Origin of the sequence: Streptomyces europaeiscabiei (assembly GCF_001550375.1) — a bacterium.
Lineage (GTDB): Bacteria > Actinomycetota > Actinomycetes > Streptomycetales > Streptomycetaceae > Streptomyces > Streptomyces europaeiscabiei.
In genome coordinates, this window is the sequence record NZ_LRTR01000605.1 from 24293 (window position 1) to 36743 (window position 12451).

Annotated in this window: 16 protein-coding genes; 4 read left to right on the forward strand and 12 right to left on the reverse strand. The window is 70.3% G+C overall.

Annotated features, from left to right (window positions below):
* Positions 1-426 precede the first annotated feature (426 nt).
* From AWZ10_RS28950 to mshD, 6 genes are all read right to left on the reverse strand, one after another.
* Complete coding sequence (locus AWZ10_RS28950) at positions 427-1410, reverse strand: ABC transporter permease (protein ID WP_060892415.1); 984 nt, start codon at positions 1408-1410, stop codon at positions 427-429.
* On the reverse strand, positions 1407-2474 hold the full coding sequence (locus AWZ10_RS28955) for a hypothetical protein (RefSeq protein ID WP_063809795.1): 1068 nt from the start codon (positions 2472-2474) through the stop codon (positions 1407-1409). The genes AWZ10_RS28950 and AWZ10_RS28955 overlap by 4 nt, the downstream gene beginning before the upstream one ends.
* Positions 2471-3475, reverse strand: coding sequence for a hypothetical protein (locus AWZ10_RS28960; protein WP_060892416.1), 1005 nt, complete (start codon positions 3473-3475; stop codon positions 2471-2473). Before AWZ10_RS28960 ends, AWZ10_RS28955 begins: the two co-directional genes overlap by 4 nt.
* The gene (locus AWZ10_RS28965) at positions 3472-4389 is read right to left on the reverse strand and encodes an ABC transporter ATP-binding protein (RefSeq protein ID WP_060892417.1); all 918 of its coding nucleotides are present in this window, start codon (positions 4387-4389) and stop codon (positions 3472-3474) included. Before AWZ10_RS28965 ends, AWZ10_RS28960 begins: the two co-directional genes overlap by 4 nt.
* A complete protein-coding gene (locus AWZ10_RS28970; RefSeq protein WP_060892418.1) occupies positions 4386-4799 on the reverse strand; it encodes a GntR family transcriptional regulator in 414 nt (137 codons plus the stop codon). The genes AWZ10_RS28965 and AWZ10_RS28970 overlap by 4 nt, the downstream gene beginning before the upstream one ends.
* 102 nt (positions 4800-4901) lie before the next feature.
* Complete coding sequence (gene mshD / locus AWZ10_RS28975) at positions 4902-5846, reverse strand: mycothiol synthase (RefSeq protein WP_060892419.1); 945 nt, start codon at positions 5844-5846, stop codon at positions 4902-4904.
* 287 nt (positions 5847-6133) lie between these two features.
* Here mshD and AWZ10_RS28980 point away from each other — a divergent pair, with 287 nt between their 5' ends.
* Positions 6134-7945, forward strand: coding sequence for a bifunctional metallophosphatase/5'-nucleotidase (locus AWZ10_RS28980; RefSeq protein ID WP_060892420.1), 1812 nt, complete (start codon positions 6134-6136; stop codon positions 7943-7945).
* Positions 7946-8067: 122 nt separating this feature from the next.
* On the opposite strand, the gene AWZ10_RS28985 is transcribed toward AWZ10_RS28980, so the two are convergent.
* The 4 genes from AWZ10_RS28985 to AWZ10_RS28995 form a co-directional block, all read right to left on the reverse strand.
* A complete protein-coding gene (locus AWZ10_RS28985; RefSeq protein WP_060892421.1) occupies positions 8068-8778 on the reverse strand; it encodes a response regulator transcription factor in 711 nt (236 codons plus the stop codon).
* A gap of 66 nt (positions 8779-8844) precedes the next feature.
* Positions 8845-9705 carry a hypothetical protein gene (locus AWZ10_RS28990; RefSeq protein ID WP_046707406.1) on the reverse strand — a complete coding sequence of 287 codons (861 nt, stop codon included), beginning with the start codon at positions 9703-9705 and terminating at the stop codon, positions 8845-8847.
* Between the two features lie 138 nt (positions 9706-9843).
* Positions 9844-10002, reverse strand: a complete 159-nt coding sequence (locus AWZ10_RS51630) for a hypothetical protein (RefSeq protein WP_159058379.1) — start codon at positions 10000-10002, stop codon at positions 9844-9846.
* Positions 9999-10400: a TioE family transcriptional regulator gene (locus tag AWZ10_RS28995; RefSeq protein ID WP_079104465.1), complete on the reverse strand. Its 402-nt coding sequence runs from the start codon at positions 10398-10400 to the stop codon at positions 9999-10001. The genes AWZ10_RS51630 and AWZ10_RS28995 overlap by 4 nt, the downstream gene beginning before the upstream one ends.
* A gap of 54 nt (positions 10401-10454) precedes the next feature.
* On the opposite strand from AWZ10_RS28995, the gene AWZ10_RS29000 reads away from it, so the two are divergent.
* Positions 10455-10712, forward strand: a complete 258-nt coding sequence (locus tag AWZ10_RS29000) for an erythromycin esterase family protein (RefSeq protein ID WP_079104467.1) — start codon at positions 10455-10457, stop codon at positions 10710-10712.
* Here the strand turns inward: AWZ10_RS29000 and AWZ10_RS29005 are convergent.
* Together AWZ10_RS29005 and AWZ10_RS29010 are read right to left on the reverse strand one after the other, a co-directional pair.
* Positions 10709-10999 (reverse strand): hypothetical protein, encoded by a 291-nt coding sequence (locus AWZ10_RS29005; protein ID WP_046707403.1) that lies wholly within the window; start codon positions 10997-10999, stop codon positions 10709-10711. The two genes, AWZ10_RS29000 and AWZ10_RS29005, sit on opposite strands and share 4 nt — an antisense overlap.
* Positions 10996-11232 carry a hypothetical protein gene (locus AWZ10_RS29010; RefSeq protein WP_060892423.1) on the reverse strand — a complete coding sequence of 79 codons (237 nt, stop codon included), beginning with the start codon at positions 11230-11232 and terminating at the stop codon, positions 10996-10998. The genes AWZ10_RS29005 and AWZ10_RS29010 overlap by 4 nt, the downstream gene beginning before the upstream one ends.
* Before the next feature lie 148 nt (positions 11233-11380).
* Here AWZ10_RS29010 and AWZ10_RS29015 point away from each other — a divergent pair, with 148 nt between their 5' ends.
* Together AWZ10_RS29015 and AWZ10_RS29020 are read left to right on the forward strand one after the other, a co-directional pair.
* Positions 11381-12220, forward strand: a complete 840-nt coding sequence (locus AWZ10_RS29015) for a helix-turn-helix domain-containing protein (RefSeq protein ID WP_046707401.1) — start codon at positions 11381-11383, stop codon at positions 12218-12220.
* Positions 12204-12404, forward strand: a complete 201-nt coding sequence (locus AWZ10_RS29020; protein ID WP_046707400.1) for a DUF397 domain-containing protein — start codon at positions 12204-12206, stop codon at positions 12402-12404. Before AWZ10_RS29015 ends, AWZ10_RS29020 begins: the two co-directional genes overlap by 17 nt.
* Positions 12405-12451: the final 47 nt, after the last annotated feature.

Below are 12451 nucleotides of genomic sequence, written 5' to 3' on the forward strand. Positions count from 1 at the left end.
TCACAGGCGCGTCGGACAGGGCCGGTGGGAGTGCGGGCAGGGGCGCGGAGGCGTTCGCGGCGTCGTTCTCGGCGATGTCCGCGTCGATGCGCGCGACGACGTCGACGACATCGGCGGCGTGGTCCGGGGCGACGGGGACGGTCGCACGGGGTCCGCTCCCCGTGCTCTTCCCGTTGCTTGGGCCGTTGCGTGGGGGAGGCGAGGGCTCGGGCACGACGGGGTTCATTGCGGAAGCTTCGCAAGCTCGTCTGAATCGCCGGTTACGGAGACCTTACGTACGGGATAGCGCAGGGAGGACCGCCGGTTCCGTGGTGGCACGCGCGAAGCCCCGGCGCACGCCTTTTCGCCGTCGCACGCTGTTCACCGGTCGTACGCCTTCGGCACGCCCCTCCCCCCGTAGGAGGGGCGTGCCGGGTCAGGGGGCCGTCAGCGGGCGCGGCGGCGCAGCGTCCAGTAGGCGGCGGCGGTGGCGAGGACGGCGAGGGCGAGGATGACGCCGGTGGTCATGAGGTGCAGGGGCCAGAAGTGGGACACCGGGTGCACCTCGGCGTACAGGTCGGTGAAGCCGTTCTCGCTCATGCAGCGGGTGTAGTCGACGTCGGCGTCGGCGTCGAAGCAGGTCAGGTCGTTGGCGCGGCCGCCGGGGCCGGTGATCGCGCCCAGGTCCAGCTGTTCCGCCGTCATCGGCAGCCTGCTGGCGGCGGTGCCGGTGAGCGTCTTGGTGGGCCACAGCTCGTTGGAATGGCCGTCGAGCCACAGGTGGAACCAGAGCATGAAGCCGAAGGCCACGGCCAGGGCCGGCAGCGCCCGCTGCAGGGCGAGGCCCGCCAGGGCGCCGACGGCCAGTGCGCACAGGGCGTACGCGAGGACGGCGGGGCCGCGGTTCACGAAGGGGTCGGTGTAGTACCACTCGTCGCCGCTCAGGTCCCGGTTCGAGGACCAGGCCCAGCGGTAGACCAGCACCAGGACGGCGGTGCCGGCGGTCAGCGCGGCGGCGGACACGGCCAGCTTGGCGGTGAGCCAGCGGACCGGGGTGACGGACTGGGTCCAGGCCAGCCGGGCCGTGCCCCGCTCCAGTTCGCGGCCGGTGAGCGAGGCGCCGGCCCAGGCGGCCACGGCGTAGGAGAAGTAGGCGATGAGGGTGCCGACCCAGCTCATGCCCTGGGAGTAGGCGAACGCCGACTCGATGTCGATGCACCCGCTCTCCCGCTCCCGGCAGGCGTCGCGCTCCGCGCGCATCTCCGCCCCCGTGACGTACTGCAGCCAGAGCATCCACCCGACCATGAGCAGCACGTACGCGCACCACACCAGCAGTGCGGAGCGGTGCAGCCGCAGCACGGTCCGGACGAGGCCGCGGGGGCGGGGCCCGCCCCGGGTGACAGGGGCGGGGGCGTTGATGGTGGTGGTCATGCGGTGCCTCCCGTACGGGTGGATGAGGTGCCTTCCGTACGGGTGGATGAGGTGCCTTCCGTACGGCGCCGGAGCAGGCGGAAGGCGGCCAGGACCAGCAGGGCGGTGACGGCGAGGACGATGCCGGTCTCGACGAGTTGGAGGGGCCAGAAGTGGGAGGAGGGGTGGTGGTCGAGGTAGTAACCGACGACGTCGGTCCTGCCGCAGTCGGGGTCTGCGCACGAACCGGTCGAGATGTGGGCGCCGTCGGCGGTGACGACACCCCCGTCGAAGGCCATGTCGACAGAGGGCGGTGTGCCCTCTTCTCTCGTGGTCGTCGCCGTCTCGGCCGGCCACAGGTACGGACGCAGCTCTTCGAGTGCGTAGAGCAGGCTTCCCATGGCGAAGAAGCCGAAGCCCAGTGAGGGCAGGGAACGGCGGGTGAGCAGGCCGATCAGGGCGCCGACCGCGAGGGCGAGCAGGACATGGGCGACGGCGACCGGGCCGTTGGCCACGAAGATCTCGCGCTGGTACCACTGCCAGGTACCGAGCTGCCGCCATTGAGCATGGTGCGCCGCCCACATCGACCGGTGCAGCAGGACGAGCAGGAGGGTGCCGACGGTGAGGAGGCCGGCGGGCACGGCGAGCTTGGCGGCCAGCCAGCGGGCGGGAGAGACCGACTGGGTCCAGGCCAGCTGGGCCGTGCCGTTCTCCAGTTCGCGGCCGATCAGCGCGGCTCCCGCCCAGAGGGCGACCGACAGGGGCGCGAGGGTGATGAGCGCGGAGACGAGCATGACGGTCGTGTCGTACCGGTCGAACGCGGGCCCGTTGAGGTCGCAGCCGAGGTTCGGAATCCCGTCGTGGCAGCCCATCCGGTTGTACTCGGTCCAGGCGGCGTCGCCACCCGGTCCATTCGCCCACAGCAGCGCCCCCGCGGCCACGAGGACCAGGAGCGTCCAGCACACCGCCGCCCAGCGGTGCAGGCGAAGCGTCAGCCAGGTCAGCCCCTGGGGCCCCCGCTTCGTACGTCGGCCTTCGCGGGTGACGGGGGCCGGGGCCGACGGTGTGGTCGCCGTGATGGTCATACGGCACCTCCCGTACGGCGCCGGAGCAGGCGGAAGGCGGCCAGGCCCAGCAGGGCGGTGACGGCGAGGACGATGCCGGTCTCGACGAGTTGGAGGGGCCAGAAGTGGGAGGAGGGGTGGAAGTCGGTGTAGAAGGCGACGGCGTCGGTCCGACCGCAGGTGTCGTCCGTGCACGCCACGTCCGAGACGCGTTCGCCCGTGCTGGTGATGAAGCCGCGGTCGACCATCTCGCCCGTCCAGGCCGGCTCCGCGGTCTTGGAGACGAGGGTCTCGGTCGGCCACAGCCGGTGGCGGTTCGATACGAGCGTGCCCATCAGGACGCCCGTGCCCACCAGGCCGACGGCGAGGCCGGGCAGGGTACGGCGCAGCAGCAGGCCCGCGACGGCTCCGACGGCCAGCCCGAGCAGGGCGTAGGCCGTGGCGACGGTGCCGTTGGCCGTGAAGGTCTCGGACTCGAACCAGTCGCGGGTGCCGAGCGCGTGCCGCAGCTCCTCGTCCGACCACCACACCAGGCGGTGCAGCAGGGTCAGCAGGGTCGTCCCCGAGGCGATCAGGGCGGCCGGGACCGCGAGCTTGGCGGCGAGCCACCGGGCCGGGCTGGCGGACTGGGTCCAGGCCAGCCTGGCCGTGCCGCTCTCCAGCTCGCGGGCGATCAGGGCACCGCCCGCCCAGGCGCCGATCAGGATCGGAGCGACGGCGAGGGCGGCGGAGGCGAGGCCGACGGTCAGGTCGAACCGGCTGTACGCGGGGCCCACTTCGCAGTAGTCGACTTCCTTGCAGCCGCTCTTCACGTACTCCGCCCAGGCCGCGTCCACCCCCGGTCCGGCGGCCCACAGCAGCCCGCTGGCGGCCAGCACCACCAGCAGCCCCCAGAACCACAGCGCCGACTGGTGCACGCGCAGCGTCGCCCGGATCAGACCCCGGGTCGGGGTCATCGCCGGGGCGGGGGTGGGGTCCTCGGAGCGGGCGGACCAGACGGTCTCGGTGGTCGTGGTGCTCATACGGCCGCCTCCCGCGCCTCGGTCTCGTCGGCGGGGTCACCGTCGCCCTCGTCCACGACGAGGGCCGGTGCCTGAGGTGCCCTCAGGTGGGCGAGGACCAGCTCCTCCAGGGTCGGCTCGGCGGTCTGCCAGCCGGGGCCGACGGGGCCCTGCGGGCGGATGAGCGCGCTGAGCTGACGCCCCGTCGTGCGGGACTCGACGACCGTGTGCGGGGCGAGATCGCCGACCGGGCCGGTGACCAGGGTGTGTGCGGCGAGGATCTCGTCCAGCGGGCCCGCGAGCCGGACGCGCCCGGCGCCCAGCAGGAACAAGTGGTCGCAGGAGCCCTCCAGTTCGGCCACTACGTGCGAGGACATGACAACCGTGGTGCCGTGCTCGGCGGCGTCCGCGAGCAGGGTGCCCATCAGCTCGTGCCGGGCGAGCGGGTCGAGGTCGGCCATCGGCTCGTCCAGGAGCAGCAGTTCGGGCCGCTTGCCGAGGGCGAGGGCGAGCGCGACCCGGGTGCGCTGGCCGCCGGAGAGGGAGCGGATCTTGGCGTCCAGGTTCAGCCCGCCCGCGTCCACCACCCGCTCGGCGACGGTCGCGTCCCAGCGCCGGGGGTTGAGTTCGTGGCCCAGCCGCAGTGTCTGGGCGACGGTCAGCTGCGGGTAGAGGGGCTTGTCCTGGGCGACGTAGGCGATGCGCTCGCGGGCCGCCGCCGGAGTCGTGCCCAGCACACTGATCGCGCCCTCGGTGGGGGCGAGCAGCCCGGCCGCGTGGGCCAGGAGTGTCGACTTGCCCGCGCCGTTCGGTCCGACGACCGCGCACACCCGCCCCATCGGCAGCCGCAGCGTGCAGTCGCGCAGCGCCCAGCCCCCCTGCCGCCACCCGAACTTCTTGCCGAGCGCGGCCGCCTCCATCGCGGTCCCCGTCATGCCTCGTCCCCCTGATCCTTCTGGTCTCGCTGGTCTTTGGTGAAGTGTTCGTCCAGTACGGACGTGAAGAGCGCCGCCGCGTCGTCCCGTTCGAGCCCGGTCTCCCTGGCCCGTACGGCCCAGGCGTCCAGCTCGGCCCGCAGCGGGGAGTCGACGGGCGTGGCGCCCAGGGACTTCCGTACGAACGTGCCGAGGCCGCGGCGGGCCTCGACCAGGCCTTCGCGCTCCAGCTCGCGGTAGGCCTTCAGCACCGTGTTCGGGTTGATCGCGGTGGCTTCCACGACCTCGCGGGCCGTGGGGAGCTTGTCGCCCGGCTCCAGCAGGCCCAGCCGCAGGGCCTGTTTGGTCTGGTGGACGATCTGCACATAGGTGGCGACACCGCTGCGCCGGTCGATGCGGTACTCGACCACTCGGACAACCACCCTTTCACTAATTGAGTAGTGAAAGGGTGGTGCAAGAGAGGGGGCGGTGTCAACAACACCGCCCCCAGCCTGTGGAAAACTCCGGGTACGTCAGGTTTCGCTGCGGTACATCAGGTCCGTCTCGTACGTCACGAATCCGAGGCGTTCGTACACGGTCACCGCCGCCTTGTTGTCGGCGTCGACGTAGAGCATCGCGGTGGGCAGGCCCTGGGCGGCGAGGTGGCGCAGGCCGATCGTGGTGAGGGCCTTGCCGAGGCCCCCGCCCTGGGCGCCGGGGCGGACGCCGACGACGTAGACCTCGCCGAGCTGTTCGTCGGTGTGCGCCTTCGTCCAGTGGAAGCCGACCAGCTCGTCACCCCTGAAGGCCAGGAAGAAGCCCGCCGGGTCGAACCAGGGTTCGGCCTTGCGGTCGTCGAGGTCGCGCTGGACGAGGGAACCCTGTTCGGGGTGGTGGGCGAAGGCCTCCGCGTTCGCGGTGAGCCAGGCCGTGTCGTCCTCGCCGGGGCGGAAGGCGCGGACGGTGACGCCGCCGGGCAGCACCGGCTCGGGCGGGTCGAAATCGGCCAGGGAGCGGCGCATCTGGCGCAGTTCGCGGAAGAGGGTGAGGCCGAGGACCTGGGCGAGGTGGCGGGCGGCGGAGTGGCCGCCGTGCGCCCAGACGCGCAGGCGCTTGCCGGACTCGGCGAGCAGGGCGGAGCCGAGGGCCCGGCCGTGGCCGTGGCCCCGGTGGGAGGGGTGGACGACCAGCTCGGCGGCGGGGGCCTCGACGGGGTCGTTGTCCTCCAGCTGGGCGTAACCGACCAGGTCGTCCCCGAGGCTGAGGAGGAGGTGGCGTACGCCGTCCCGCGGGCCGCCGCGGAGTTGGAGGCGGCCCTGCTCGGACACCGCCTGCTGGCCGTCCACCTGGGCGGCCTCTTCCAGCAGGGCCAGTACGGCGTCCTTCTGGGCGGAGGTCAGGTCCAGACGGGTCTCGATACTGCGGGCGGCGGCTGCGCTTGCCGCTGAGCCGGGCCGGGCGGTGTCGTCGCTGGTCATGGGTTCGAGGTTAACCGTGGGGTGGGCCGAGGGAGCGCCCCACGAGCCCGGTTGTCTCCCGTTGTCCCGTGACCGCGGCTTGAATGTGGCTGATCGCGCCCCACGGCGGAGCCGCGGATGTCACGGTCCCACGCCCCCATACGTGCCGTTTCGTTCCTACTCCTCCCTGACGGCAACCAGGTCGTAACCATGAACCCCCTGTCGCGCTACGCGCGTTGACCCTACGCTTCGGGCCCACGGGGCCTGTTCTCACGTTTCTCTCACATCTCACGAATCCAGGGGGGCACATGTCAGCCACACCCCAAGCGCACCGCCGCAGAAGCCGCCGCAACCGGATCATCGCCACCGCGGCAGGCCTGGCGACCTTCGGGGCGTTGGCCGCCGCGATCCCGGCGAGTGCCGGTGAGACGCAGTCTCACAAGCCCGGCAAGAGCAAGCCGCGGTACCAGGACGTGCAGCTGCTGTCGTTCAACGACCTGCACGGCAACCTGGAGCCGCCGGCCGGTTCCTCGGGCCGGGTGACCGAGCTGCACGAGGACGGTACGACCACGACGATCAACGCCGGTGGTGTCGAGTACCTCGCCACGCACCTGCGCGAGGCCCGCAAGGCCAACACGAAGTTCTCGATCACGGCCGCCGCCGGTGACATGGTCGGCGCCTCCCCGCTGATCTCGGGCCTGTTCCACGACGAGCCCACCATCGAGGCGCTGAACGGGCTCGACCTCGATGTGACGAGCGTCGGCAACCACGAGTTCGACGAGGGCCCCAAGGAACTGCGCCGCCTGCAGAAGGGCGGCTGCCACAAGGCCGACGGCTGCTACGTCGAGGGCAAGAAGTTCAAGGGCGCCGACTTCCCGTACCTCGCGGCGAACGTCATCGAGGAGAAGACCGGCAAGCCGCTCCTGAAGCCCTACTGGGTGTGGAAGAAGAACGGCGTCAAGATCGGCTTCATCGGTGTGACGCTGGAGGACACCCCGGGCGTCGTCTCCGCCGAGGGCGTCAAGGGCCTCAAGTTCAAGGACGAGGTCGAGACGATCAACAAGTACGCCAAGGAGCTGGAGGGCCAGGGCGTCAAGTCGGTCGTCGCGCTGATCCACGAGGGCGGTCTCCCCGCCTCCCAGTCGTACAACTACGACTGCGACTCGCCCGGCGCCGGTGACGGCATCTCCGGTCCGATCGTCGACATCGCCAAGAACATCACGCCGAAGGTCGACGCCGTCGTCACCGGCCACACGCACGCCGCGTACGCCTGCACGATCAACGACCCGGCGGGCCAGCCCCGCATGGTCACCTCGGCCGCGTCCTTCGGCCGCCTCTACACCGACACGACGCTGACGTACGACCGTCAGACCAACGACATCTCCCGTACGGCCGTGAAGTCCGCGAACCACGTGGTCACCCGGACCGTCGCGAAGGCCGCCGACATGACGGCCCTCATCAGCAGGTGGAACACGCTCGCCGCCCCCATCGGCAACCGCACCATCGGCTACATATCCGGCGATGTGCCCAACGTCGGCACGGAGACGCCGATGGGTGACCTCATCGCCGACGCGCAGTACTGGTACGGCAAGACGCTGGACCCCGAGGTCGACCTCGCGCTGATGAACCCCGGTGGTGTGCGCGCGCCGCTCACCTACGCGGCCAAGGGCACCGAGGGCGACGGCGTGGTGACCTACGCCGAGGGCTTCACCGTCCAGCCGTTCTCCAACACGGTCAACCTTCAGGACTTCACGGGTGCCCAGATCATCCAGGTCCTCAAGGAGCAGGTGAGCGGTTCGAACACCGCCGCGCCGAAGGTGCTGCTGCCGTCGTCCGGCCTGACGTACACGCTCGACCTCACGAAGGCCGGCGCCGACCGCGTCGTCGTCGGCACCATCAAGCTCAACGGTGTTGCCATCGACCCGGCCGCCACGTACCGCGTCGCCACCAACAGCTTCCTCGCGGGCGGCGGCGACGGCTACCCGACGCTGGGCCAGGGCACGAACGACCTGGTCGGCGCGGACGACCTCGCCGCGCTGGAGCAGTACATGCTGGCCAACTCCTCGGCCACCAGCCCGATCGCGCCGCCGGCGGCCAACCGGATCACGATCATCAGCTAGGCGAAGCGGACTGCTTCCGGCCGTCGTTTCGCCGCGGGTGGTCCGTGACTGGACAGCGCAGTTCCCCGCGCCCCCTTCCGGGGCGCGGGGAACTGCTTTTTTCTCTGCCTCTGCGCGGCTGCTCACGCCCCGCGCAGCGTGTACCCCAGCCCCCGCACGGTGTGGATGATGCGGGGCTCGCCCCGGCCCTCCAGTTTGCGGCGGAGGTACATGACGTACACATCGAGGGTGTTGGAGGCCGGCTCGAACTCGAAGCCCCAGACCTCCCGGAAGATCCGGGCGCGGCTGTGGACCCTGACCGGGTGACGGAGGAGGTATTCGAGGAGGGCGTACTCGGTGCGGGTGAGGGCGAGGGGGCGTTCGGCGCGGGTGACGGCACGGCTGCCGAGGTCCATGACGACGTCGGCGTAGGCGAGCCGGTCCGCGGGGAGGCGGGGGACGATCCCGCGGAGGGCGAGCGGCTGGCCCCGGCGCAGCAACGCCCGTACACGCGCGAGGAGTTCCTCGGGGGCGAAGGGCTTGGTGAGGTAGTCGTCCGCGCCGTTGTCGAGGGCGACGATACGGTCGCCGACCGCGTCCCGGCCGGTGATCATCATGACCGGCACGGTGGAGCCGGAGGCCCGGATCCGCCGGGTGGCGGCGAGCCCGTCGAGCCCCGGCATGGTGACGTCCATGAGGACGAGGTCCGGCGCACCGCCAGGAGCCCCCAGGGCGTCGAGGGCCACGAGACCGTTCTCGGCGAGCACGGTCTCGTAGCCCTCGAACCTCAACAGCCGCCCGATTCCCTCACGTACGGCCCCGTCGTCATCGACCAGCAGAATCTTCCGCGCCATCCCCACAAGGTGGGGGTGGCCACTGTGGCTGGTCTTGGAGCGGGGTGTGGGCGGGCTGGGGGAGCCTCACTTGGCGCAGGTCTTGGGGTCCAGCTTCTGCTCCCACTTGTCCTCGCGGCCGTCGGGCTGGCCGTTGGGGAGGAGCTTGTCGGAGGTGCCGTCGATGTAGTAGCCGTGCGAGTAGATCGTGCGGTAGGAGCGGTTGCGCCAGGTGTGGACGGTCTTCTCGCCGTTGCCCTTGTTCCAGGAGTAGTCCTCGACGTAGAAGATCGGGTTGACGCGGACGACGCGCTGGTACGGCGACCAGGTGATGGCGATCTGGGTGCACGGCGGGATCGCCTTCTCGCTGCGGCGCTCGAAGCTCGACGACTTCTCCCAGCCCCACTCGTACGAGAAGCTGCCGCCCGCGCTCGCGGAGAAGATGCTCTTGGCGACGGAGAGGCTGATCTCCGCGCCGACGCTCTTCTTCGCGAACGTCTTGGTGCTGTAGCTGCTGACGAACGTCTCCTTGTCGGCCTGCGACCCCCGATTGCCGATCCAGGGGGAGGTACGGATGGCGGCGCCCGTGGTGGACCAGGTCGACGCCTGCGCGTTGCCGCACCAGCCGCGGAAGGTCTCCCAGTCCCCGGCGGGCACGAACAGCCCGAAGACGTCCCGCAGGTACTCGTCCTGGGTCTTGAACTCGCCGGTCCGGACGTTGAGGGCGCCGTACACACCCGTCAGGCTCGTCCGCTGGTTGCACAGCCGCTCGATCATCGAGTCGGTGTTGCCGGGGTCCACGCCCCGGATGTTCGTCGCGCCGCCCGGCCCGGTGGCCGCCTGGGCGGAACCGGGGCCTGCCAGGACACCGGCCACGGCCAGCGCGGTGGACGCCGCGACGAGGGCGCCCTTCTTGAGAGATGCCTTGACCTTGAGTGCAGTTCGCATGGCTGTGTGCTCCTACTGCTGTACGCCGGCGTCGGCGGTCACCGGTTCTGTCGTCTGGGGAACGTAAGAACTCGAAGAACTCACCGGCAGCGAACACGACCCACCTCACAGCCGCGTCAGAGCTTTCTCAGACCCCGCTCAGAGATGTGTCACGAAACCATCACGCAAGATCCACAAAGCGGGCGGTTCCTCACCGCCAAGGGTTTTGATCAAGACCTCGGTCAAGACCTCGGTCAAGACCTCGGTCAAGACCTCGGTCAAGACCTCGGTCAAGACCTCGGTCAAGACCTCGGTCATGGGCCTCGATCGAGCAGGCCCAGGTACGCGCCGAGGCGAGCCGCCGCGTCGAGCATGGCGACGCCCCGCGCGGTCAGTCTCCGTCGCCAGTCGTCCAGGGCGTCGGAGAGTGTGTCGGTGCCGCCGGCCGTCCGGATCTGCCGGACCACGGTGGCGATGTGGTCCAGGGGGTAGCCGCCGCGCCGCAGGAGGTGGGCCAGTTCCGCGTCGCGGATGTCGGCCGCGCGGTACACGCGGTATCCGGTGAGCGGGTCGCGTGCGGGGCAGAGGATGCCGGCGTTCTCCCAGTTCCGCAGGGTCGCCGGGGTGACCTGGAGCCGGTGGGCGAGTTCCCCGACGGTGCGGGTGCCGTGCTCGGCCGACGGCGGTGCCGGCCGCTCGGCGTCGGCCTCCGCCATCAGTTCGAAGAGAGCGTCCGCATATCCCGCCTCCTCGCCACCCGCGACGCCCTCATGGTCGATAACCTCCTCGACATCCGCGCCATCGAGGCAGGCCGCGGCCCGACCCTGGTCTTCGGCCACAACCTCCACCTGCGACGAGGCCTCAGCCACATGCGCATGCGTGACCTGGACCTCAACTGGTACGGCGCCGGCGCCATCCTGAGCCCGCTGATCGGCGAACGGTACGCCTTCTTCGCCGGCAGCCTGGACCCCGACGAGGCGACCCCCGAAGGAGCCGACGGGATCCTGCACATCGACGTTCCCGACTAGGGGCCGTCCTCGCCGATCCGGCGCCCCCTGCTGACCGCGATCCGCACCACGTCCTCCAACGACTCCGCCGCCCGCGTCAGCGCGAACCGCACCGCCCGCTCCCCGGCCGCCGCGTCCCCGAGTACGGCCCTGCTTCCGGCCAACACCTCCTCAGCCGAACCGAGTTGGGACACCTCCACATTGTCGGCGAGGAGGGAGAGGGCCCCGGGGTGCGCGGTGTCCGGGTCGAGATAGCAGGGCTTGCCGTCGGGGGTGGTCCACGGCAGCAGACGCAGTCCTTCCATCATGCGGGGACCTCGATGCGGTGGAAGCCGAAGATGTCGTGGCTGTACAGCTCTTCCGCGCTGAGCACGTAGGGCCGTACGAGGTTGTCGTAGCGCTCGAAGGGCCAGATGTCGACGGGCTTGTGGGGTGGGCGAGGAGGGACGGGTTCCGACGGCTCCTCCGCCTCGGACGGCGGTGGACCGGGCGCGGCCCAGCGGAGCAGTGCCTCGCAGAGCCGGACGACGAGTGCGCGCATGGCGGTGCCCTTCTTTCGTCTCAGGGTTATTTCAGGGTCGGGCTGACGAGCGGTGATTACCGTTCGTGTTCCGATCGTCACGGGTGAGACGTACGCTGCGGAAGGGGGTCGGTGTTGTCTGGCGCCCCAGACAACGGCGAGGGGTGACATGGGCGAACTGGTTGACGCAAAGGGCGAGTCGGGGCGTGCTGTGCTTGGCCGGACACTTCGTTTTCTGCGTGAGAAGGCAGGCAAGTCGCTGGGGCAACTGGCCGACGAGACGGGGTACGACAAGAGCTACTTGAGCCGTCTGGAGTCGGGTGAGCGGCTGTCCAAGGTGACGCTCATGGAGGACTTGGATACGTACTACGAGGCCGGTGACCTGCTGGTAAGCCACTGGAGGGCGGCACGCCTCGACGCCTTCAAGGATCAGTACAAGCGGTTCATGGAACTGGAAGCGACGGCCCGCATCATGCGGGTGTTCACGCCGGCGGTGCCAGGTCTTCTGCAAACGGAGAATTTCTGCCGCGAGGTGTTGTCTGGAGCCCAGACAACGGCCGACGGCGACGTCTGGGTCGAAGAGCAGGTCGCGGCTCGGCTGGGGCGCCAGTACCTGCTGGGGCGGAAGCCGGAGCCCAGCGTCCGCATCGTCATCGACGAGATCGCACTCCGCCGCACCGCCGCCAGTGCCGAGACGTGGCGCGAGCAACTGCGCCACCTGGAGGCCGCCGCCACGCGGCCCAACATCGTGCTTCAGGTGCTGCCGATTTCCGCAGGCGTTCACCACCACATGACCGGGTCGCTGACGCTGCTCTGGCAGGAAGATGGAAGCGCCGTCGCCTACAAAGAAGGCAACGGCTGCAGCCAGTTGGACGAGGATCCGAACGAGGTCACGCGGCGCCGCCTGTCCTACGATCGGCTCCGCGACCTGGCACTGTCACCGTCCGACTCGCTCGCGTTCATCAGGGCCGTTTTGAAGGAGCAGACACACCATGACGCACACCCCTGACCTCGGCACCGTTGCCTGGCGCAAGTCGAGCTACAGCGAAGGGGGCGCCAACGACTGCCTCGAAGTCACCGACGAAGTCCCCGGCATAGTCCCCGTCCGGGACAGCAAGGCCCCGGACCGCTGTCCGCTCCTGTTCTCCCCCCATGCCTGGTCCGCGTTCGTCAAGGTCGTCGCGGCCGGCTGAGCACCTTCGGGTGAAGGGGATCTCGGAAGCGGGACACCTCCGCCGTG